Genomic DNA, 21131 nt, shown 5'->3' with positions numbered 1-21131 from the left:
TGAAATGCCGGCCTTTTTTCTTGCGGCAAATTCTTGCGGAAAGAAAATTGGCGCAATCCTGCGAAGTCATTCATCTGGCGTTTAGGAAACTAAAGCCGCGGAACTGCCGAAGTTCCGGAACAACTCAAATCGCCTTTCGTTGTCGGCGCGGGCAATGACGCAAATGACACGTGAGGAGAATTTCGATGTTGAACCGCTTTATGATCTCGGTTGCCGCTGTAGCACTCGTCGCAGGCACCGGTCTGGCGAACGCGCAGGGCAACATGGGCCGCGACAGCGGCGGCAGCGCCGGCGGCGCGCAGATGCAGCATTCACAGCCTTCCGGCGGTGCCGCTGAACGCGGCGGCGCAACGGGCAAGGACTCCGCGGGCCACGAGAAGGGCACCGTGGGTCAGGCCGGTGGCTCCAGTACGATGAAGTCCGGCGACGAGAAATCGTCCGGCGCGATGAAGGATGAACACTCGGGCGGTGCGATGCACAAGAACGCGGCCGAGGACAAGGCCGGCGCCACCAAGGGCCAGCGCACCGACGAACGCGCGCAGGGCCAGATGGACAAGTCCCAGCAGGACAAGTCCAAGAGCATGAGCCAGGACACCAGCAAGGACGCGACGAAGTCCGGCACCAAGGACCAGAAGGCTGAGGGCAGCAAGAGCGGCACCTCGACCAACAATGCCGACAGCCGCCAGGGTACCGGCACGAGCACCAACCAGAACGCTCAGGGTCAGACTGGCACCAGCACGACCCAGAACGCGCAGGGCCAGAGCTCGACCTCGACGACGGTCGGCCAGGCTGGCGCCGGCGCCAAGCTCTCGACCGAGCAGCGGACTCAGATCACGTCGGTGATCCGTGAGCAGCGCGTCGCCCCGGTCAGCAACGTGAACTTCTCGATTTCCGTCGGCACCCGCATTCCGCGCGAGGGCATCGAGTTGCACACCCTGCCGCCCCGCGTCGCCACGATCTATCCGGAATGGCGCAGCTATCGCTACGTCCTGGTCCGCGAGCAGATCGTGATCGTCGACCCGAACACCTACGAGATCGTTGCCGTTCTCGACGTGTAAGGCTTCGGGCCATTAACCTCTCAGGGGCGGGCAGCAATGCCCGCCCCTTCGCCGTCCGGCCGACAGCCATGCTTCGGACTGGTTAACAAGCAATTTCCGTAGCTTCCGCACAGGTTTTTGCACCCCGGATGAGGTGCCTGAAGCCCCCTGGGAGGTCCTTCAAGGCTTCCCCTCACGCGCTTTGTTACCTATAACCCCCGCCACGCCGAAGCACCTCTTGCGGGATTGGAATGGCCGAACCAGCAACCGACACGATCCTCGTTCTCAACGGGCCGAACCTCAACATGTTGGGGACACGCGAGCCCGAGAAGTACGGCCATGCGACGCTGGCCCACGTCGAGGCGCTGTGCCGCGAGACGGCGACGGGCTTCGGCCTCAAGGCCGACTGCCGGCAATCCAACCGCGAAGGCGAACTGATCGACTTCATCCACGAGGCGCACGCCCGCAAGATGAGAGGCATCATCATCAATGCCGGCGGCTATTCGCACACCTCGATCGCGCTGCACGACGCCCTGCTCGCGGTGCAGATCCCGACGGTCGAGGTCCACGTGACCAACATCCACGCCCGCGAGAGTTTCCGTCACCACTCCTACACCGCACGCGCGGCCTTCGCCTCGCTCTGCGGTTTCGGTATCGAGGGTTACCGCCTCGCCATCCAGGGCCTTGCCGCCAAGCTCGGCATCAAGCCCAAAGCCTGACGCTCCCTCCTCACACAGAACATTCGGATCAAGCAACATGGCGCGCCAGCCAGACGACAAAGCAGCCGCAAAGTTTTCCAGCGAGGATTCCGCGCTCGTCCGCGAGCTCGCTTTGCTGCTCGACGAGACCAGCCTCACCGAGATCGAAATCGAACGTGCGGGCCTGCGCCTGCGCGTCGCCCGCAATATCAGCGTCGCCGCGACCATGCCCGCCCCCGTGGGGCATGCGGCCCACGCGCCGGTCGCCGTTGCTGCCGCACCCGTGGCTGCGGCTGCGGACCTGTCGAAGCATCCGGGCGCCGTGACGTCGCCGATGGTCGGCACCGCCTATTGGGCGCCGGAGCCCGGCGCCAAGCCGTTCATCGAGGTCGGCAGCAAGGTCTCGGTCGGCCAGACGCTGCTGATCATCGAGGCCATGAAGACCATGAACCAGATCCCTTCGCCGCGCGCCGGCACGGTGACGCAGATCCTGGTCGAGGACGGCCAGCCGGTCGAGTACGGCGAACCGCTGGTGATTATTGAGTGACGCGAATGGGGAGTAGCGAATAGCAAATGGCATCGCCGTTCACTGTTCGCCACTCGCCACTCGCCATTCGCGACAGGACACAATGTTCGACAAGATCCTCATAGCCAATCGCGGCGAGATCGCCCTTCGCATCCTGCGCGCCTGCAAGGAGCTCGGCATCGCGACCGTCGCCGTGCATTCCACCGCTGACGCCGATGCCATGCATGTGCGCCTGTCGGACGAGAGCGTCTGCATCGGGCCACCGCCGTCAAAGGACAGCTATCTCAACGTGCCCGCGCTGCTCGCGGCATGCGAGATCACCGGGGCGGATGCCGTGCATCCCGGCTACGGTTTTCTCTCCGAGAACGCGCGCTTCGCCGAAATCCTTTCCGAGCACAATCTCCAGTTCATCGGCCCCAAGGCCGAGCACATCCGCCTGATGGGCGACAAGATCGAGGCCAAGAAGACCGCCAGGAAGCTCGGCATTCCCGTGGTGCCCGGCTCCGACGGCGCGGTCGGTCCCGACGACGACGCGCTGGCGATCGCCAGGACGATCGGCTTTCCCGTGCTGGTGAAGGCGGCGGCCGGCGGCGGCGGCCGCGGCATGAAGGTCGCGCACAGCGAGGCCGACCTCCAGGTGGCGCTGTCGACCGCGGCCAACGAGGCCAAATCCGCCTTTGGTGACGCGTCCGTCTACCTCGAAAAATACCTTCAGAAGCCGCGCCACATCGAGATCCAGATCCTCGGCGACGGCCGTGGCGGAGCGATCCATCTCGGCGAGCGCGACTGCTCGCTGCAACGCCGCCACCAGAAGGTCTGGGAAGAAGGCCCCTCGCCCGTGCTGGCCGCCGCGGCCCGCGCCAGGATCGGCGAGACCTGCGCCAAAGCGATGCGCGAGATGAAATATCTCGGCGTCGGCACCATCGAATTCCTGTTCGAGGACGGCGAGTTCTACTTCATCGAGATGAACACCCGCATCCAGGTGGAGCATCCCGTCACCGAGAGCATCACCGACATCGACCTCGTGCTGGAGCAAATCCGCATCGCCGCCGGCGGCGACCTGCCGGCTAAGCAAAGCGAGATTCAGATCATCGGCCACGCGATCGAGTGCCGCATCAACGCCGAGAACCCGCAGACCTTCCGGCCCTCGCCGGGCCGCATCACGCAATATCACCCGCCGGGCGGGCTCGGCGTGCGCATCGATTCCGCAGTCTATCAGGGCTACACGATCCCGCCCTATTACGACTCCCTGGTCGGCAAGCTGATCGTGCACGGCAAGACCCGCGCCGAATGCCTGATGCGGTTGCGCCGGGCGCTCGACGAGATGGTGGTCGAAGGCATCGAGACGACGCTGCCGCTGTTCCGCGATCTGGTGCGCCAGGACGACATCATCAACGGCGACTACCACATTCACTGGCTGGAACAGTACCTCGCCGGCAAGGCGGAACCTGCCCCGAGATAATCCTCTTTGCCTTGGAACCCCTTGGCCTCGATCGCGTTCTGACGCGGGGACAGTTCCAAGGGGGCGATTTGACTTCCGCTGCAAGTAACCGAGCGAGACAGTCGTGACGGCCGGGGCGCAGCGACGGCGCGCATTCTGGCAGATCCTGCTGTTCTCGGCGGGCCTTCTGGTGCTGACCGTGATTAGCGCCGGCTCTGTCTACCTCGTCAACAAGGCGAGAGACGACAGCAAATGGGTGATTCACACCATCGAGGCCGAAAACCAGATCAACACCCTGCTGCTGGAAATCCGGCGTGCGGAGAGCGCCGCCCGCGGTTACCTCCTGACTCAAGGGGCGGATTTCAAGGCCGACCATGAGAAGGCCGTCGCGGCGATCATCCCCATACTCGACAAGCTCACCCGCCTGACCGGCGATAATCCGGCGCAACGTGAGAGCATCGAGAAGCTGAGCGCGGCGATCGAGACCCGGCTCGGCCAGTTCGCGCAGGAGATGGATTTCATCCGCCAGGGCCAGCCGGACAAGGCCGCAGCTTTGGTCCGCGAGATTGCCTCGACGGACACCACAGCCGCGATCGGCAAAGTCGCGACGGAGATGATCCAGGAAGAGGAACGGCTGTTCCGGCTTCGCACCGCCAATTCCGACCGCAGCCAGACGCTGGCGGCCTCGATGACCGGCATCGGCTCCGGCCTCGTCGTGCTGCTGGCCCTGATCTCGATCTGGCTGGTGCGGCGCTCGGCCGGCGCCCGTAACGAGGCCGAAGCGCGCCTGCGCGATACCAACGTCAATCTGGAGGCCGTCGTCGACGAGCGCACGGCGGACCTGCGCGAAGCCAACGACGAGATCCAGCGCTTTGCCTATATCGTCAGCCACGATCTGCGTTCGCCTCTCGTCAACATCATGGGCTTTACCAGCGAGCTCGAGGAGCTCGGCGGTGACATTTTTCGCCGCATCGGGAGCCTCACCCAGGCGGCGAGCGACGCGCCGCCGCCGGCGGCCGGCGAAATCGCGCTCGAAGGGCCTGACCAGCAATTGTCGGCGGATTTTTCCGAAGCGCTCGGCTTTATCAAATCCTCGATTGCCAAGATGGATCGCCTGATCTCGGCCATCCTCAACCTCACCCGCGAGGGCCGGCGTGAGTTCCAGCCGGAGAAGATCGACACGCGCGAGCTGATCGAGGCCATCGTGTCGACGCTGGCCCATCAGGCGTCCGAGGCGCAGGCGGAGATCCGCGTCGAACCGCTGCCAAATCTCGTCAGCGACCGCCTTGCGCTCGAGCAGATTTTCTCCAATCTGATCGATAATGGCATCAAGTATCTCAAGAACGGTGTTCCCGGCGAGATCAGAATCCGCGGGCGGACCAAGCTCGGCTACGCTATCTTCGAGGTCAACGATAACGGCCGGGGCATCGATCCGAAGGACCATCAGCGGATTTTCGACCTGTTCCGCCGGGCGGGAACCCAGGACAAGCAAGGTCAGGGCATCGGTCTTGCGCATGTGCGGGCACTTGTGCGCCGCCTCGGAGGCACGATGTCCGTATCATCGGAACTGAATGCGGGCAGCACCTTCACCATCACGCTGCCGATCAATTGGAACGCCAGCAACCGGAACGCCGACAAATGACTTTGCCAGTCACCATCATCATGATCGAGGACGACGAGGGACACGCCCGGCTGATCGAGCGCAACATCCGTCGCTCCGGCGTCAACAACGAGATCGTCGCCTTTGCCAACGGCACGGACGCGATGAAGCATCTGTTCGGCGCCGACGGCTCCGGCCTCGTGCAGAAAGGCAACGCCCTCCTGATCTTGCTCGACCTCAACCTTCCCGACATGACCGGGATCGACATCCTGAAGCAGATCAAGGAAAACAAATATCTGAAGGCCTCGCCCGTGGTGGTTCTGACCACCACCGACGATTCCCACGAAATCAAGCGCTGCTACGAGCTCGGCTGCAACGTCTACATCACCAAGCCCGTCAACTACGAGAATTTCGCCAACGCCATCCGGCAGCTCGGCCTGTTCTTCTCGGTCATCCAGGTCCCACCCGCCACCTCATGAGCCAGCGCACGCCAACACTGCTCTACATCGATGACGACGCGGCGCTCGCGCGCCTGGTCGATCGCGGCCTGACGCGGCGCGGCTACAAGGTCATTCATGCCGCAAGCGGCGAGGAAGGCCTCGATTTCATCCGCGGTGCGGGGACGAGCGGCGGCATCGACGTCGTAGCGCTCGATCAGTACATGCCCGGCCTCGACGGACTGGAGACGCTCGAGCTGATCATGGCGATACCAGGCGCGCCGCCGGTGGTTTTCGTCACGGCCTCGCAGGATTCCAGCATCGCGGTGACGGCTCTCAAGGCCGGTGCGGCCGACTATCTCGTCAAGGACGTCAGGGGCGACTTCATCCCCCTGCTTCACGTCGCCGCCGACGGCGCGCTGCGCCAGGCCGAAATGCAGAAGGCGCGCGAGGAAGCCGAGGCCGAGATCCACGCCTCGCGCGACCGCTACGCGGCCCTCGCCGCCGAGCGTGAGGTGCTGCTGCGCGAGGTCAACCATCGTGTCGGCAACTCGCTCCAGATCATTGCCTCGCTGCTGCACCTTCAGGCCAGCTCCGCGGGGCAGGAAGAGGTCAAAGCGGCCCTGACCAATGCGATGGGCCGCGTCGCCGCGGTCGCGCAAGTGCACCGCCGCCTCTACACCTCGCAAGACCTGAAGAGCGTCGTGCTGAACCAGTATCTGGACTCGCTGCTCGAGGATCTCCGCCGCTCGGCCGAAGGCAACCGGATGTCGCGCCTGACAGTGAAGGCGGAAGCCATCGAGATCGATCCGGACCGCGCCGTCGCCGTCGGCATCATCGTCAACGAGCTGGTGATGAACGCCGTGAAGTACGCCTATCCGGACGGCGCCGGCCCCATCCATGTCGATCTGAGTTCGCAAGGCGAGGATCTGCTGCTGTCGATCAGCGACGACGGCGTCGGCGACAAGGTCAAGGCCGATCCGCGCTCCACCGGCATGGGCCAGCGCATCGTCGCGGCGATGGCGACCAAGCTCGATGCCACCGTCGAGCGCGACCCCGCCCATTCCGGAACGCGCGTCATGCTCAAGTTCCGCCGCGTCCCGGAAGCCCCCGGCAAGACCAGCAGCGTCGCCGCGAGCTGACGCCCCGTCCCCATCGCAACCGCGCCGTGATCCTGTTATTGTCGCACCATGAATTCGCGCGACTCCGCCTCGTCTGAAATCACCCCGGCCGTGCTGCTGCGCGCCTATGCCTGCGGCATCTTTCCGATGGCCGAGAGCGCCGAGGATCCGACCCTGTTCTGGGTCGAGCCTGAACTGCGCGGCGTCATTCCGCTCGAGGGATTTCGCGTCTCCTCGCGGCTCGCGCGTACCGTGCGTTCGGATTTATTTCGCGTCACCGTCAATACCGCGTTCAAGGCGACCATCGCCGGCTGCGCCGCGCCGCAGGCCGGACGCGAGGACACCTGGATCAACAGACGCATCCGCGACCTCTATGGCGGCCTCTACGAGCTCGGCCATTGCCACAGCGTCGAGGCCTGGCAGGGCGACGACCTCGTCGGGGGGCTTTACGGCGTGAGCCTGGGACGCGCCTTCTTCGGCGAGAGCATGTTCCACACCGCGCGCGATGCCTCCAAGGTCGCGCTGGTGCATCTGGTCGCGCGGCTGATCCATGGCGGCTTCGAGCTGCTCGACACGCAATATGTCACCGAGCATCTGAAGAGCTTCGGCGCGGTCGAGATTTCGCGGCGGCGCTACACCGCGCTGCTCGACAAGGCGCTCGCCGGCGATCCCGGCGATTTCCTGAGGCTCTCTGCCGGCGAAGCAATCCCGGGCGCGCGCGCGCTCGAGATCATCGCCGCAAAGTCATAGCCAGGACATTACCGGCCAAAGCCGGGAATACCGAACAGACCCGGCCGCTGCTCGGGCGGCGGGGGCGGCGGCGGTGCCGGTTGCTGCTGCTGGATCGGCGGCAAGGGCTGCGGCGGACGCTGCTGCACCTGCTTGGGTGGCGCGGCCTTCTTCTGCGCGGGCGGCGGGGCCGACGGCTTGCTCCCGGGATCGGGCGCGGCGGTCGCGATGGTCTGCTGCGGCTCTTTGCAGTCGGTGAGCCAGATGTCGTAGATCGGATGCTCGACGCCGTGCAGGCCGGGGCTTGCCGCGTACATCCAGCCCGAGAAGATGCGCTTGACCTCACCCTGCAAGGTGATCTCGTCGACCTCGACGAAGGCATCGGTGTTGGTGGCCTCCGTCGCCGGCCGTGTGTAGCAGGCATCGGTCTTGACCCGCAGCGCGCCGAACTGGACGGTCTCGCCGATCTCCTCGTCGAAATTGATGATGCGCCCGGTGATCTTGTCGAGGCCCGAGAAGGTCGCCTTCTTGTTCACGATCTTCTGGGCCGGCGGCTCGGTCACGACCTCGTCGCCCGGCTGCAGGCTTGCCGGCGTCTGCGGCACTGGCCCACCCTTCTGCAGGGGCTGGCGTTGACCGGGCGCGCCCGGCTGCGGGGCTCCCGGCGCCACCGAGGGCGGCTGGTTCTGCGGCGCGGCGGTGGAGCCCGGCGGTGGCGCCAGAGGCTGGCTCTCGACCGGCCCCGGCATCACGTTGCCTTGCCGGCCCGGCGGCGGCGGCATCGGGCGCGACGGCAGCACGCGGCCCTGCGGCGGCAGCTCCGGCACCTCTTCGTCGTCATCGGGGATTTGCTGCGGCAGGGGCTGCCCGCGCGGAATGTTCCCCGGCGGCCGCAGCGGCGGGGGATCGGAGAAGATCGTGCCGATTTGCGCCTGAGCCGGCGTCGCAGCCGTCAGCGCGGTGGCGGCCAAAAGCGCCGCAAGACCTGTCAGGGTAAAGGTTCGAAACATCTCGCGCGGCTTCAACAGCGAATCGGGCTTGTTGCACATTCTACAGGGGATACCGCCGCTCGCAGGCCATCCGGTTAACACGGCGAATACGGCGGGGGAAGGGCGGCATCCCCGCCCTTCCCGGCCCGGTCTGGCCAGATCGGCCCCCGGGTGGGATAGTCGGAAGGCTCCTCCCAGAGGCCGAAGCGGGCACCTCCCCGAGTGCCGACGTCCGACCATCACCAGAAACCGCAGAGGTCGCCTCCCATGCCCGTTGTGCTCGATCCCGACGCCGCCGCCGTCTACAAGGCCTTCCAGGAGGCCGGCCGCCCCGCCTACGAGACGCTGACCGCGGGCGAGGCGCGCGCTTATTACGCCGAGGCGCGCTTTGCGACCAATCCGGAGCCGCCGGAACTGGCACGCGTTGCGCCACTGTCGATCCCGGCGTCCCATGGCGCGATCCCGGCCCGCATCTACGAGCCGAAGGCGCCGCGCCGGCACGACGGCTTGTCACCGGCGCTGGTGTTCTTCCATGGCGGCGGCTGGGTGATCGGCGATCTGGAGTCCCACGACGTCGTCTGCCGCCAACTCGCCGTCGCAGGCGCGCTGATCGTGATCTCGGTCGACTACCGCCTCGCGCCCGAGCACAAATTTCCCGCCGCCGCCGATGATGCGATCGCCGCCACGAGATGGATTGCCGCGAACGCGCGCGAGCTCGGCATCGATGCCTCGCGCCTGTCGATCGGCGGCGACAGTGCCGGCGGCAATCTCGCTGCCGTCGTCGCACTTGCTGCGCGCGACGAAAATGGCCCGGCGATCGCGGGCCAGGTGCTGATCTACCTGGCGACCGATTTCGCCATGACGCACGGCTCGCACAGCGAGCCCGAGACCAGCGTGCTGCTCACGCATTCGGTGATCCGCTGGTTCCGCGACCACTATCTGAACGGCGCCGCCGACATTCACGACTGGCGCGCCTCGCCGGCGCGTGCGCAAAGCCTGGCCGGCCTCCCGCCGGCCTATGTGCTCACGGCCGGCGCCGATCCCCTGCGCGACGAAGGCGATGAATATGCCGCGCGTCTGACGCAGGCCGGCGTGCCCGTGGCCACCAGGCACTATCCCGGCCAATTCCACGGCTTCCTCACGATGGGAAAATTGCTGCCGCAGGCCAACGTTGCGGTGAACGAGATCGGTGCGTGGCTCAAGTGCTTGGGCTGACGCACTGTCCCTCATGCCCCTCGCCCTTCAGAACATCTTCGCCCTGCCGCTGCGCGCACTGACATGGCTCGGCGGCCAGGGCACCCGCGCGGTGGCGGCCGTCGTGTTCATCGCGGTCGCGGTGCCGCCGCTCGGCGCGCTGCTGCGCCCCTACGTCACCGAGGCGATCTTCGTCCTGCTCTGCATCTCCTTCATGCGGGTCGATCTGGCCGCGCTCGCCGGCCATCTGCGCCGGCCTGCGCTGGTCGCGACGGCCACCGCCTGGACCACGATCGGCGTGCCCGTGATCGTGGGCCTGACCGCCTACGCGACCGGCCTCATCGATCGCTCGCCCGGCCTCGCGCTCGCGCTGATGCTCCAGGGCATGGCCTCGCCGATGATGGCCGCGCCGGCGCTGGCCGCCTTGATGGGCCTCGATGCCACGCTGGTGCTGGTGACGCTCGTGAGCTCGACCGCACTCGTCCCCTTCACCGCCTCGCTGTTCGCGAGCCTCTTCCTCGGCGGCATGCTCAGCATCTCGCCGCTCACGCTCGGCCTGAAGCTGCTCGGCATTCTCACAGCATCGCTGCTGACCGCGACCGTGATCCGATGGGTGTTCGGCGCGGCCGCGATCCAACGCCACAAGCAGCCGATCGACGGCTTCAACATCGTCATCCTGCTGATCTTCGCGGCTGCGATCATGGGCGATGTCGCCAGCGATCTCGTCGCCCGGCCGATCTTCACGATCGGCTTCGCAGCTCTCGCCTTCGCGATCTATTTCACGCTGCTCGCCGTCACCACGCTGCTGTTCCGCCGCATCGGCTATGAGCGCGCGCTGGCGCTCGGACTGATGGTGTCACAGCGCAATCTCGGCCTGATGCTGGCCGCGACCGCCGGCGCGCTGCCGCCGACCACCTGGCTCTATTTCGCGATGACGCAGTTTCCGATTCACCTCGCGCCTTACATGCTGATGCCGATCGCTCGGAGGCTGACGGCACGGTCGCAAACTTCCGGCGGTGCGGCAACGGGCACCACCGCCAGGCCAGGCTGATCGGCACACAAGATATGGCTTGGTTGGTTTGCCTTCGGGAGCCGACAATTTGCACTCGCTTTTGACGATCGGCTAAGGGCCCAGAAGTCGACATGCCAATAAGATCACCCCGCGGGATAAGGGGCTGGATGTCCCCTGTGCTGACAGGACCCAAGTTATGCTAGGGCATGAGCGACGCCGTATAAGCGGCCAGTGCGATCATGTCCTCGATGCTGAGATTTTCAACAACCGGTTTCATGAGTTCACTGTTCGCGCCCTTGCGCGCGCCGGTCTTGAAGTCGAAAAGCTGTCGGAACGCATACGTCGGCGAACGGGCCGCGATCCTGGGCGCCACGGCCGTCCCCTTGAGGTCGGCACCGTGACAAGCGGCGCACTGGACGCGCAGATCGTTGCTCGCCGACAACGTCCGCCCCTTCGCAATGCTGCCTAGAGGGACATAGGCTATGAAGCGAGCGCGCGAGTCCCGACTGGCAAAATATTCGACGTTCTCCGGAATCTCGATGATGCGCTGGCCGATTGGCTCCTTCTCGCCGTCATCGATCCGAGCCAGAAACAAGTCCCTGACATGTGTCTTCGGGACGGTATCGGTTTCTGTGACCGCAATATTCGATCTTGGTTTGATTGACGCAAAATAGTCCGCGGCCTCCCTGAGTTCCTGATCGGTTACCGCTTTCGACGCCTTGATCATCAGGTCGGTGGCGACGCGCGGCACCGAGTTCGTGCGCAGGCCCGTCTTGAACTCCACGGTTTGCTGGATGATGTATTCTGCGGAAAGACCAAACAGGCTGGCATTCTCAGGGCCGCCCGGTCCGTCCACCCGGTGACAGACGCCGCAGGCGAACACGTCAGGCTTTCTCCCCGTTGCCACGATCGCCGGCATTGGTGGATGATCCTCGGGATGCCAGTCTGGCGCGGCGAACAGATCGCGCAGTTGCGTGAGCGTAAAGCCGATGGTGCTGTCCGGGACTTGCCTGATCGTGCCGTCATCGGGTGCTCGTTGAAAATTCGGCGGGTTTACAGGATAGGCCCATGCCGGCGGGTGGTCTTCGCTGTGAGCGGACGACGCCGCAGCGGCAAGCAATACGAACGAAAGCGTCAAAGGCGCGCTGCAAACTCTCATCGCCCTCGACCTCCGTGCGTCGGCGAAGCCAAATTTTTCTGCGAAGGCAATGTTCTTGCGAAGGCGAAGATCGGAGGCGGCGCCCTAACGCTCGCGAGGCGACGGACACTGCAACTTCTCCGGCCTCATTCCAGAAGAGCATTCAACGCCGGGGGCTCGATTGCGTCAATAAGAGATTCAGCCGCCTGGGTGGGCCTGGGTCAACCTCTGCCCAAGGCGCACTCCAAGGGCAGGCCTGCTGCAGCCGGGTGCGCTGGAAGCGCTATAGTCAACGAGAAGGAGATTTGGGCGCGGGAATTTGGTGAACCCCATTGCCAAAGCCTTGTAGATCGCCTCTCGCAATAGCGGGCTGGCGGTCACGTCGGCTGTGGGTCAAACCCCGAATTATCGGACTTCCAGTCACACCTCTGCCGGACCCACTAAAGCGGACGTTCTCACTTCACGAGTACGCCCTAACCCGCCCGCGCCGCGCGGCGTAGCGCCTGCGGCGGCTGGCCGAAGGCGCGGATGAAGGCGCGGCGCATGCGCTCGGGATCGCCAAAGCCGGTCGCCTCTGCGACGAGCTCGATCGCCTCGCGCGAGGACTGCACGCGCTCGCGCGCGACCTCGATCCGCAAGCGCTCGATCGCCTTGGACGGCGTTGTGCCGGTCTCGGCGGCGAAGGCGCGGGCAAAATGCCGGGCGCTCATGCCGGCGCGATCGGCGAGATCTTCGACCGTCAACCGTGCCTCGAGGTTCTCGCGGGCCCAGGACAGCAGCGCGCCGAAGCGGCCGTTCGGCGTCTTCAACTCCAGCAGCGAGGAGAATTGCGACTGGCCGCCGCTGCGGCGATGATACAGCACGAGCTGCCGCGCGACCTGCTGCGCGATCTCCTCGCCATGGTCCTCCGTGACCATCGCGAGCGCAAGATCAATGCCCGCGGAGATGCCGGCCGAGGTCCACACATTGCCGTCGCGCGTGAAGATCTGGTCCGGCTCGAACTTCACCTTCGGATAGCGCGCGACGAAATCCCGCGTGCGGCCCCAATGGGTGGTGGCGCGGCGGCCGTCGAGCAGGCCCGCTTCGGCGAGCACATAGGCGCCCGAGCAGACGCTGGCGACGCGCACGCCGCGCTTCGCCAGCCGCTGCACGAAGGCGCGGGTGACCTCGCAGCGCGCTGCGTCCGTCACGCCGGCGCCACCCGCGATCACCAGCGTCGTGATCGCATTGGCCGATCTGAAGTCGCGCGCCATCATCTCCACGCCGGACGAGCTGCGCACCGGTCCCGCGTTCACCGCCAGCACGCGGATCCCGGTCGTCGTCTTGCCCGTGCAGCGTGCCGCGATCTCGAACACCGAGATCGGGCCGGCTGCATCGAGCAACTGGAAATCCGGAAAGATCAGGATGCCGATCATGGTCATGTCCGAAAGCGAGGGAATTACGCCATTTCAGACAGAAGGGCATCATGAGAGGCTGCTCCCGTCAAGCTCATAGTTGGAGGCTCTCATGTCGACACCGCTCCAGATCGGACTACTGGTGTTCCCGCGCGTCACCCAGCTCGACTTCACCGGCCCCTTGCAGGTGTTCTCGTCCGTTCCCGGTGCAAAACTGCACCTGATCTGGAAACGGATCGAGCCGGTGCCGAGCGATTCCGTGCTGACGCTGACGCCGACCACGACATTTGCCGACTGCCCGCAGCTCGACGTGATCTGCGTACCCGGCGGCAGCGGCACCAACGATCTGCTCAATGATGAGGAAGTGCTGGATTTCCTGCGCCGGCAGGCCGAAGGCGCCAGATATGTCACCTCGGTCTGCACGGGAGCGCTGGCGCTCGGCGCTGCGGGCCTGCTGAAGGGCTACCGTGCCGCCACCCATTGGAGCGCGATGGAGATGCTAAGCCAGTTCGGCGCGACGCCGACCAGGACGCGCGTCTGCGTCGACCGCAACCGCATCACCGGCGGCGGCGTCACCGCAGGGATCGATTTCGCGCTGACGCTGGTGTCGATCCTGGTCGACCGCACAACGGCGGAAGCGATCCAGCTCGGGATCGAATACAATCCCGCCCCGCCGTTCAATTCGGGCTCGCCGGACACCGCACCGGCCGAAGTGCTCGCCTTGCTCAGAGAGCGCGGCGCGCAAAACCAGGCGCGCCGCCTGGAGGCGGTCAAGCGCGCGGCCGAACGCGTGATGTAGCCGTGTCCCGGACGCGGTGCGGCACGCAGTGACGCTCCGCAGAGCCGGGACCCAGCTTGCCGCCCTGGACCCCGGCTCTGCAGCGCACCACTTCGTGCTGCGCAGCGTCCGGGGCACAAAGCATTCGTGCAGGCGCACGAAAGAAAAAGGCCGCCCGGTTTCCCGGACGGCCTTTCCTGTCTCACGGCGGCTGCACATTTCATCGGGCGATTTCGGAGCTTCCAGACCGGGGGCCTATCTCCCGATCGAGTCCTGGTCGGCGGCCGCTGCATCTCGGGACAGTCGCGAACTGTTGCCCGAACCGAACGCGATGGTCTCCCATCTCCGTAAGATGGGACCATTGAGCCGCATCGCTCGCCTCGCGGCAACAGGCGCGCAGCCCGAATCCCCGCTCTTCCCGTTGTCCACAGCGCGTGAGGCGGATGCGACTGCATCCAATCGAACGAGGAAGAAGTGCGGGCGACTAGCCGGGCGTCCAGGGCTGGTAATCGCCGGTCGCCTTCGGACGCTTGCCGCTGGCGAGGGTCGAGCCCGAGGGACGGTAGGCGTTCGCCGTGCCGGTGAGGTTCGGCTGGTGCGGCTTTTCCCACTCGCGCGGCTGGTAGTTGTCCTCGGTCGGCGGGGTGTCGACGGTATGATGGATCCAGCCGTGCCAGGACGGCGGAATGCGGCTCGCTTCGGCATAGCCGTTATAGATCACCCAGCGCCGCTCGAAGCCGAGCGTCGGATCGATCGCCCCGCCGCGGGTGCGATAATAGAGGTTGCCCTGCTCGTCCTGGCCGACCAGCTCACCGTACCGCTTGGTCCAGAGCTGGGTGCCAAACGTCTGGCCGTTCCACCAGGTGAAGAACTTGAGGAAGAATTGTTTCATGCGGCAAGGGCCCTGCTTCGTGAGGTCCTGATGCCATCCGGGCGGCGAAATGTCCAGTTCGGTGGGTGCGGTCGCCTCCCGCGTAAGTGCCCGGGCACCGGCACGAACACCGCCGCAAATTGGGCGCGATCCGTTTATGCCGGGTACATTGGCCGCATGAAAATCTCCTCGCCTAACGCGCACAGCCGCGTGACCCCAGGAACCGCAGGCCTTTCAAGAGGTTTTCTTCCGGGAAAAGGAGTTTAATCATGAACAGTCTGAGAGTTTTAGGTGCGGCGGCAGCCGTGGCGCTGGTTCTTCCGTTGGCGACACCCAGCTTCGCCCAGGGCCGTGGTGGCCATGGCGGCGGCGGTGGCCACTTCGGCGGCGGTGGCGGCGCCCACATTGGTGGTGGTGGTGGTGGCGGCGCCCATTTCGGCGGGGGCGGCGCGCGCATGGGCGGCGGCGGCTTCGCTGGCGGAGCACGGATCGGCGGCGGCGGCGCCGCTTTCCACGGTGGCGGCGGCAATTTCGCAGCTGGTGCGGCTGTGCGTCCGGGCGGCGGCAATTTCGCAGCGGTGCGTCCGAGCGGTGGCAGTTTCGTAGCCGGCGCGGCGAGCCGACCGGCGTTCTCGCCCTCCTTCAGCGGTACGCGCAGCGTCGCGACCGCGGGCAACTGGCAGGGCGGTAGCGGCACTTGGAGCGGTCGTCACTGGCATCATCGTCGCGGCGGCGGCTTCTGGCCCGGCTTCGCGGCGGGCGCAGCGATCGGCGGCCTCGGCTCGTACGCCTATTACGGCGGCGGCTATTACGATGATCCCTACTACTATGGTGACAGCTATTATGACGAGCCCACAGTGGCGGTCGTGCCCGATACCGGCGGCGATTCCGCGGCCTACTGCGCCCAGCGCTACAGGTCTTACGACCCGGCTTCGGGCACCTATCTGGGGTATGACGGCCTGCGTCATCCCTGCCCGTAACACGGCTTGACGCAATCAACACGTACGGCGCCGATTTTATCGGCGCCGTCCATGCGTTTGGGCCGGCGGTTTGCCGATCTCCAGCTTGCGATAGAGCTCCAGCCAGCGTCGCTCGCGCGCCGTCAGTGGCTCGCCTGCGAACGACCACGCCGGCAGTCCCTCCTCGTCGAGCGGAGCCATGGCGTCGAGCCGCTCGAACTCCGCAAGGCTCCTCCGGCGTCGGCCGAAACTACGCGAACGGCGCCGCAACCGTCATCATCCGGCCGGGTGACGCATCAATGTCCCGAATCCGTGTCCGCGATCCGCACGCTGCCGATCGCTGCGATCAGGCCGGCGAGTTCGGACTGGCGAGAGGTCGCAGTTTTCGCGAAGACGTGGCGCAGATGCGTCTTGATGGTGTTGGGAGAGAGTCCCAGGGATTGCGCAGTTTCGCGGATGGTGTTGCCTGACGACGCCGCCAGCGCGACACGCGCCTCGGCGTGGGTGAGGCGGTAGGCGTCCATGATGACTCCAAGCGGAATGGATCGCCGGTTGGCGGGGTCGATGATGAATAGCAGCACGGCCGCATCCTTCACGCCGGCGTCCGACAAGCGTCCGAGATCCTTGCCGCGGATCGACGAGACCAGAACGGTCAAGAGCCGGCCGTCGCCGCTGCGCGGAAGGCCCATCGTGCCACCGGCGCCTCCCTGGAGTGCGACCCGGATCAACTCGTTCAGCCGCTGCGAATGCGGAGGTGAATGAGTTCCGATCGGCTGATGCAGCCGCAACGATCCCTCCTCCTCCATCCGAACCGCGGTCCCGTTGGCGAACAGCACGCGCGCCTTGCGGTCGAGAACCACCACACCGTCGGCCAGTCGGTCGAGGACGTTGAACGCTGCATGCTGCATGGCCAAATAGCCGTCGATCCGAAATCCCAGCGTCAGCGAACGGCAGAGATGCGGTGACAACCAGTGCAGAAGCCGCTGCTCCTCGCCATCGAACGGCCCTTGCCCCGCGCTGCGGCACATGTTGAAAGCAGCACGAAAATCATTCTGCGCCGCCAGCGCTATCATTCCGTTGTGCGCAATCTGCTGCGGCCGCAACACCTCGTCGTAGAACGCGGATTTCTGAAGCTCTGCGAGCGGGACCGCTTCGTCGGACATCACCAGCTGCCCGGTCGGCTGGTGCTCCATGTACTGCGACCACGGATTCTGCATGTGCCTCGCCTGATAGGCGCGGTTGCACTCCTCGTTCAGGCGACCGTTGAAATCGAAATAGATCCGCTGGGCAGTGACAGACTGACCAAACAGGATGCCACCCTCGCTGTGCGTCAGATCGGCAATCTGCGTGAGTGCATGCGGCCATACATCGTTGTCGGCCGCGGCGTCATAAATCAGGTCGAGAACCTTCTCGACCTTGTCACCCAAGAAATTCATCATGCTCCGCCTGAATCGATCAACAACCAAACGCTGCTTTAACAATCTAAGGAGGTAGCATGATAAATATCACGGCTTGCGCCGTGACGCCTCACCCGACCGGGTGACGGCGCATCCGTTCTCCAGCCTTCATTTTCACCTCTCCCGGCTTCACGATCTCTCGCTGCCCACAACATCAGCTCCGTGCCTGCCAGGCAGGCAATAATTCGACCGGCACCGTTACTTCCGAAACGCATCCATCTGCGAGCGAGATCTCCGGCAAGCCCCGCATCTTCTTCGCAGCCCACGCTCACGGCGCGGCAGTTTCGTGCGGCCTGTGTGCTTTGCGCGCCACGGTCGCCGCGGAAGTAGAACCGTCTCACCCAGGTGGGCGACGCGACGAAGCGCACCATTCTTTATCCACGTGGCCAACGGCTTGCGCCGACGTGAATCGAGGTGGCGGCCCGTGCCTGGAAGAAGACTGGAAAGAACAATGCCAAAGTCGTGCCGAGATATCTTCAATTCCGGCGGGGGCCTTTGCGCTACGCCACGCTGCCGCATCCTCGCGCGATACATCGCAGGCCTCCTGACGATCTCGGCAACGCTGCTGGCGAGCCAATCGGCACGCGCCGATTGCACACCGCAGGCGGCCGGCCAACCGAACCTCATCGCAACCTGCACCGGAACGACGATCAACCAGGGCGGCGGCGCTCCGGGCACGAGTGCCGGCGCCAACGGCTACGGCACCGCTGCAGAGACCGCGACTGTCACGGTCGAAAGCGGAGCTACGGTGAGCGGCACGGCAGCCAACGCGCGAGGCATCTATCTCGGACAGGGAACGGTGATCAACAAGGCGGGGGCCACGATTACAGGTGACCAGTCCGGCATCTCGACGGGCGGCAGCAACGCGCTCGCGGTGACGAATTCGGGAACCATTCTTGGGAACGACTACGGGATCGATGGACACGCGCTGACCACCATTACCAACAACGCGAGGGGGACGATCACCGGCACCTCGTACGGCGTGTCCGGCTTCGAGCTGGTCCTCGACAATTACGGGGCTATCACGGGGACGAATTACGGTGGAGCGGCGGCTTTTCTTGCCGGCACGATCACAAACTATGCCGGAGGCACCATCACGGGAAGGTCTTACGGTGTAACGATCAACCAGACCGGCCTCGTCAATAATTACGGGACGATCTCCGGCGTGGGCCTGGGCGTACAGGCTGCCATCGGCGTCGGCGCCAATTCGATCATCAACAACTTTTCTGGTGGCATCGTCACCAGCCGCGGCCAGGCAGCCATCGCCGTCGGGGCCGGCAGTGCGATCTACAACTACGGGTCCGTCAGCGGCCTCCTTTACGGCATCCATGCGAACCCGGGCGCCGCCGGCGTGACGGTCTACAATGCAGGCAGCATTAGCGCCACGGTGCCTGACGGCAACATAGGTGCCATCGGCGCGATCCTGTTCGAAGGCACCGGCAACAAGCTGACGATCGCACCGGGATCGAGCATCTCGGGAGCGGCGATCGGGACGGGCAACGACACGTTCGAGCTCGGTGGCAGCGGCGCGGCGACCTTCGACATTTCACAGCTCAGTCCGGCCGGAAAATATCGCGGTTTTGGGACGTTTACCAAAGCCAACTCGTCGGTCTGGACCCTCACCGGCACCAGCACCTTTGCCGGCCCGGTCCAGATCGACGGCGGCACGCTGCTGGTCAGCGGCGATATAGCGTCGGCGAGCGGCGTCACCGTCAATTCCAGCGCTGTGCTTGGCGGAACCGGCACGGTCGGCAATGTCGCCGTGAACGGCGGCACGCTCGCGCCAGGCCAATCGATCGGAACGCTGAACGTGACGGGCAGCCTCTCGTTCACGGCGGCCTCGACCTACCTGATCGAACTTTCGCCCTCGTCCGCCGACCGCACCAACGTTGCGGGCACGGCGACGCTCGGCGGCGCGACCGTACAGGCAGCTTTCGCACCGGGAAGCTACGTCAGCCGGCAATACACGATCCTCAGCGCCGCGGGCGGCCTCAACGGCAGCTTCGGCGCGCTCAACACCAATTTGTCGCCCAACTTCAGCACGAGCCTGAGCTACGACGCCAACGACGTCTATCTCGATCTCGTCCTGCACTTCGCGATCCCCGGCGGCCTCAACACCAATCAGCAGAACGTCGGCAGCGCGCTGACCAATGCCTTCAACGCGAACGGCGGCATTTCCAGCATCTACGCGGCCCTGAGCCCGGCCGGCCTGACCCAGGCCGCGGGCGAGACCGCCACCGGCAGCCAGCAGGCGACCTTCAACGCGATGAACCAGTTCATGGGCGTCCTGACCGACCCCTTCATCGCCGGACGCGGCGAGAGCGCGACGCCGTCCGGCACATCATCCTTTGCCGGCGCCGATGACAGGCGCAGGGCGTCCCGGCCGGAACGCGACGCCTATGCCCTCATGTTCGCGAAAGCTCCAATCGCGCGAACCTACGATCCCCGCTGGAGCGTCTGGGCGGCCGGCTTTGGCGGCTCGCAGACGACCGACGGAAACACGGCGCTCGGCAGCAACAATACGACGAGCAGCCTTGCCGGCGTCGCGGTCGGCGCCGACTATCGCTTTTCGCCAGACACAGTTGCGGGCTTTGCACTTGCTGGCGGTGGCACCAGCTTCTCGATCGACAAGAGCGGCCACGGCCGATCCGACCTGTTCCAGGCCGGCGCGTTCGTTCGGCATAAATCCGGTCCCGCCTACGTTTCGGCTGCGCTTGCCTACGGCTTTCAGGACATCACCACCGATCGGATCGTGACGATCGCCGGCGCCGACCGCTTGCATGCCGCGTTCAATGCCAATGCCTATTCGGGCCGCATCGAAGGCGGATACCGCTTCGCGACACCGTGGTTGGGCGGCCTCGGCCTTACCCCATACGCCGCAGGCCAGTTCACCACCCTGGATCTGCCGGCTTACGCGGAATCGGCCCTGGTGGGCACGCCGGCATTTGCACTTGCTTATGGCGCGAAGAGCGTCACCGACACTCGGAGTGAGCTTGGCCTGCGCAGCGACAAAGCCTATGCCCTGGACAATGCCATTCTGACTCTGCGCGGCCGGCTCGCATGGGCGCATGATTTCAACGCCGACCGCTCGATCGGTGCGACGTTCCAGGCACTGCCGGGCGCGAGCTTCGTCGTCAACGGCGCGGCCCAGCCGCACGATTCCGCCCTGACGACGGCTTCCGCCGAACTGCGGTGGGTGAACGGCTGGTCCGCTGCCGCCACGTTCGAAGGCGAATTCGCCGAGACGGTTCGCAGCTACGCCGGCAAGGGCGTGGTGCGTTACTCCTGGTGATGACGACATCGCAAGTTACTATGCTTGTCGCCTGACGGTCTGGCGCGCTCGCGGAACCGAAGCTTGTCTGAACTCCAAGCGATGCAAATTTGAGCACGAACTGTCACCTGCCTGGATTACATTTGGGTTGAGCGCGCATTCGTCCGGCGCGGCGCCTGGTCGAGCTGTTGCGCCTGTTTGCGATGTTTCCGCCAAACCGTCCCGCCGACGGCTGAATTGCTCAGCACGGGATTCTCAAAGGGCGAGCAGCGTTTCCTGGTCGGTTGATTGTCTCGACTTTATGAAAAGTCGAGCAATTCCCCGTCCGCATGACCTGCCGAGGCGACCGGGCGCCGAACGCCAGACGGCGCCTTCCCACACAGTCGGGAACCCGCGCCGCTCTATGCACCGCGCCGTGCATATCTATGCTGATCCAATCCCAAATTGACCCGACGCGCGATTCACCTGTATCACCAATG

The 21131-nt window shown here is 65.3% G+C and carries 19 protein-coding genes; 13 read left to right on the top strand and 6 right to left on the bottom strand.

Going from position 1 to position 21131, the window contains the following annotated elements:
- The first annotated feature begins 185 nt into the window (after positions 1–185).
- The 8 genes from QSV46_RS12070 to aat all read left to right on the top strand — a co-directional run bounded on the left by QSV46_RS12070 (position 186) and on the right by aat (position 7610).
- Entirely contained in the window at positions 186–1058 is an 873-nt protein-coding gene (locus tag QSV46_RS12070; protein ID WP_314950630.1) for a DUF1236 domain-containing protein, read from the top strand.
- A gap of 230 nt (positions 1059–1288) precedes the next feature.
- Positions 1289–1756 (top strand): type II 3-dehydroquinate dehydratase, encoded by a 468-nt coding sequence (gene aroQ, locus QSV46_RS12065; RefSeq protein WP_314950628.1) that lies wholly within the window; start codon positions 1289–1291, stop codon positions 1754–1756.
- Between the two features lie 37 nt (positions 1757–1793).
- Positions 1794–2282: an acetyl-CoA carboxylase biotin carboxyl carrier protein gene (accB, locus tag QSV46_RS12060; RefSeq protein ID WP_314950626.1), complete on the top strand. Its 489-nt coding sequence runs from the start codon at positions 1794–1796 to the stop codon at positions 2280–2282.
- An 82-nt stretch (positions 2283–2364) separates the two neighbouring features.
- Positions 2365–3723: an acetyl-CoA carboxylase biotin carboxylase subunit gene (gene accC, locus QSV46_RS12055; protein WP_314950623.1), complete on the top strand. Its 1359-nt coding sequence runs from the start codon at positions 2365–2367 to the stop codon at positions 3721–3723.
- A 103-nt stretch (positions 3724–3826) separates the two neighbouring features.
- On the top strand, positions 3827–5344 hold the full coding sequence (locus QSV46_RS12050; RefSeq protein ID WP_314950620.1) for a sensor histidine kinase: 1518 nt from the start codon (positions 3827–3829) through the stop codon (positions 5342–5344).
- A complete protein-coding gene (locus QSV46_RS12045) occupies positions 5341–5781 on the top strand; it encodes a response regulator (protein ID WP_314950617.1) in 441 nt (146 codons plus the stop codon). The genes QSV46_RS12050 and QSV46_RS12045 overlap by 4 nt, the downstream gene beginning before the upstream one ends.
- Positions 5778–6881 carry a sensor histidine kinase gene (locus QSV46_RS12040; protein ID WP_314950614.1) on the top strand — a complete coding sequence of 368 codons (1104 nt, stop codon included), beginning with the start codon at positions 5778–5780 and terminating at the stop codon, positions 6879–6881. The genes QSV46_RS12045 and QSV46_RS12040 overlap by 4 nt, the downstream gene beginning before the upstream one ends.
- A 48-nt stretch (positions 6882–6929) precedes the next feature.
- Positions 6930–7610, top strand: a complete 681-nt coding sequence (gene aat, locus QSV46_RS12035; protein ID WP_314950611.1) for a leucyl/phenylalanyl-tRNA--protein transferase — start codon at positions 6930–6932, stop codon at positions 7608–7610.
- Between the two features lie 8 nt (positions 7611–7618).
- On the opposite strand, the gene QSV46_RS12030 is transcribed toward aat, so the two are convergent.
- Positions 7619–8638, bottom strand: a complete 1020-nt coding sequence (locus QSV46_RS12030; protein ID WP_314950609.1) for a DUF2155 domain-containing protein — start codon at positions 8636–8638, stop codon at positions 7619–7621.
- Between the two features lie 207 nt (positions 8639–8845).
- Here QSV46_RS12030 and QSV46_RS12025 point away from each other — a divergent pair, with 207 nt between their 5' ends.
- Together QSV46_RS12025 and QSV46_RS12020 are read left to right on the top strand one after the other, a co-directional pair.
- On the top strand, positions 8846–9793 hold the full coding sequence (locus tag QSV46_RS12025) for an alpha/beta hydrolase (protein ID WP_314950606.1): 948 nt from the start codon (positions 8846–8848) through the stop codon (positions 9791–9793).
- A 13-nt stretch (positions 9794–9806) separates the two neighbouring features.
- Positions 9807–10823, top strand: a complete 1017-nt coding sequence (locus tag QSV46_RS12020) for a Na+-dependent transporter (protein WP_314950603.1) — start codon at positions 9807–9809, stop codon at positions 10821–10823.
- Positions 10824–10983: 160 nt separating this feature from the next.
- On the opposite strand, the gene QSV46_RS12015 is transcribed toward QSV46_RS12020, so the two are convergent.
- Positions 10984–11922 carry a c-type cytochrome gene (locus tag QSV46_RS12015; RefSeq protein WP_314950600.1) on the bottom strand — a complete coding sequence of 313 codons (939 nt, stop codon included), beginning with the start codon at positions 11920–11922 and terminating at the stop codon, positions 10984–10986.
- Positions 11923–12395: 473 nt separating this feature from the next.
- Positions 12396–13337 carry a GlxA family transcriptional regulator gene (locus tag QSV46_RS12010; protein ID WP_314950596.1) on the bottom strand — a complete coding sequence of 314 codons (942 nt, stop codon included), beginning with the start codon at positions 13335–13337 and terminating at the stop codon, positions 12396–12398.
- Positions 13338–13428: 91 nt separating this feature from the next.
- Between QSV46_RS12010 and QSV46_RS12005 the strand changes: the two genes are divergently transcribed.
- Entirely contained in the window at positions 13429–14115 is a 687-nt protein-coding gene (locus QSV46_RS12005) for a DJ-1/PfpI family protein (RefSeq protein WP_314950593.1), read from the top strand.
- Positions 14116–14578: 463 nt separating this feature from the next.
- Here QSV46_RS12005 and QSV46_RS12000 read toward each other — a convergent pair whose 3' ends face one another.
- On the bottom strand, positions 14579–14986 hold the full coding sequence (locus QSV46_RS12000) for an NADH:ubiquinone oxidoreductase subunit NDUFA12 (RefSeq protein WP_314950590.1): 408 nt from the start codon (positions 14984–14986) through the stop codon (positions 14579–14581).
- 248 nt (positions 14987–15234) lie between these two features.
- Between QSV46_RS12000 and QSV46_RS11995 the strand changes: the two genes are divergently transcribed.
- Positions 15235–15945, top strand: coding sequence for a BA14K family protein (locus QSV46_RS11995; RefSeq protein ID WP_314950587.1), 711 nt, complete (start codon positions 15235–15237; stop codon positions 15943–15945).
- A 36-nt stretch (positions 15946–15981) separates the two neighbouring features.
- Here the strand turns inward: QSV46_RS11995 and QSV46_RS11990 are convergent, their stop codons facing one another.
- Both QSV46_RS11990 and QSV46_RS11985 read right to left on the bottom strand, forming a co-directional pair.
- On the bottom strand, positions 15982–16194 hold the full coding sequence (locus QSV46_RS11990) for a hypothetical protein (RefSeq protein WP_314950586.1): 213 nt from the start codon (positions 16192–16194) through the stop codon (positions 15982–15984).
- 26 nt (positions 16195–16220) lie between these two features.
- Positions 16221–17363: a helix-turn-helix transcriptional regulator gene (locus QSV46_RS11985; RefSeq protein ID WP_314950584.1), complete on the bottom strand. Its 1143-nt coding sequence runs from the start codon at positions 17361–17363 to the stop codon at positions 16221–16223.
- A gap of 469 nt (positions 17364–17832) precedes the next feature.
- Here QSV46_RS11985 and QSV46_RS11980 point away from each other — a divergent pair, with 469 nt between their 5' ends.
- Complete coding sequence (locus QSV46_RS11980; protein WP_314950583.1) at positions 17833–20673, top strand: autotransporter domain-containing protein; 2841 nt, start codon at positions 17833–17835, stop codon at positions 20671–20673.
- Positions 20674–21131 lie beyond the last annotated feature (458 nt).

It is taken from the genome of Bradyrhizobium cosmicum (assembly GCF_032290525.1).
GTDB lineage: Bacteria > Pseudomonadota > Alphaproteobacteria > Rhizobiales > Xanthobacteraceae > Bradyrhizobium > Bradyrhizobium cosmicum_A.
This window is presented reverse-complemented; position numbering and strand designations above follow the sequence as displayed.

Excerpts from the sequence above, each read along its gene's own strand:
- accB (WP_314950626.1), top strand. The coding sequence starts at position 1,794 with ATGGCGCGCCAGCCAGACGACAAAGCAGCCGCAAAGTTTTCCAGCGAG.
- QSV46_RS11995 (WP_314950587.1), top strand. The coding sequence starts at position 15,235 with ATGAACAGTCTGAGAGTTTTAGGTGCGGCGGCAGCCGTGGCGCTGGTT.
- QSV46_RS11980 (WP_314950583.1), top strand. The coding sequence starts at position 17,833 with ATGCCAAAGTCGTGCCGAGATATCTTCAATTCCGGCGGGGGCCTTTGC.
- QSV46_RS12010 (WP_314950596.1), bottom strand. The coding sequence starts at position 13,337 with ATGATCGGCATCCTGATCTTTCCGGATTTCCAGTTGCTCGATGCAGCC.
- aroQ (WP_314950628.1), top strand. The coding sequence starts at position 1,289 with ATGGCCGAACCAGCAACCGACACGATCCTCGTTCTCAACGGGCCGAAC.
- QSV46_RS12025 (WP_314950606.1), top strand. The coding sequence starts at position 8,846 with ATGCCCGTTGTGCTCGATCCCGACGCCGCCGCCGTCTACAAGGCCTTC.
- QSV46_RS12000 (WP_314950590.1), bottom strand. The coding sequence starts at position 14,986 with ATGAAACAATTCTTCCTCAAGTTCTTCACCTGGTGGAACGGCCAGACG.
- QSV46_RS12020 (WP_314950603.1), top strand. The coding sequence starts at position 9,807 with ATGCCCCTCGCCCTTCAGAACATCTTCGCCCTGCCGCTGCGCGCACTG.
- QSV46_RS12040 (WP_314950614.1), top strand. The coding sequence starts at position 5,778 with ATGAGCCAGCGCACGCCAACACTGCTCTACATCGATGACGACGCGGCG.
- QSV46_RS12005 (WP_314950593.1), top strand. The coding sequence starts at position 13,429 with ATGTCGACACCGCTCCAGATCGGACTACTGGTGTTCCCGCGCGTCACC.
- QSV46_RS12045 (WP_314950617.1), top strand. The coding sequence starts at position 5,341 with ATGACTTTGCCAGTCACCATCATCATGATCGAGGACGACGAGGGACAC.
- QSV46_RS12070 (WP_314950630.1), top strand. The coding sequence starts at position 186 with ATGTTGAACCGCTTTATGATCTCGGTTGCCGCTGTAGCACTCGTCGCA.
- aat (WP_314950611.1), top strand. The coding sequence starts at position 6,930 with ATGAATTCGCGCGACTCCGCCTCGTCTGAAATCACCCCGGCCGTGCTG.
- QSV46_RS12030 (WP_314950609.1), bottom strand. The coding sequence starts at position 8,638 with ATGTGCAACAAGCCCGATTCGCTGTTGAAGCCGCGCGAGATGTTTCGA.
- QSV46_RS11985 (WP_314950584.1), bottom strand. The coding sequence starts at position 17,363 with ATGATGAATTTCTTGGGTGACAAGGTCGAGAAGGTTCTCGACCTGATT.
- accC (WP_314950623.1), top strand. The coding sequence starts at position 2,365 with ATGTTCGACAAGATCCTCATAGCCAATCGCGGCGAGATCGCCCTTCGC.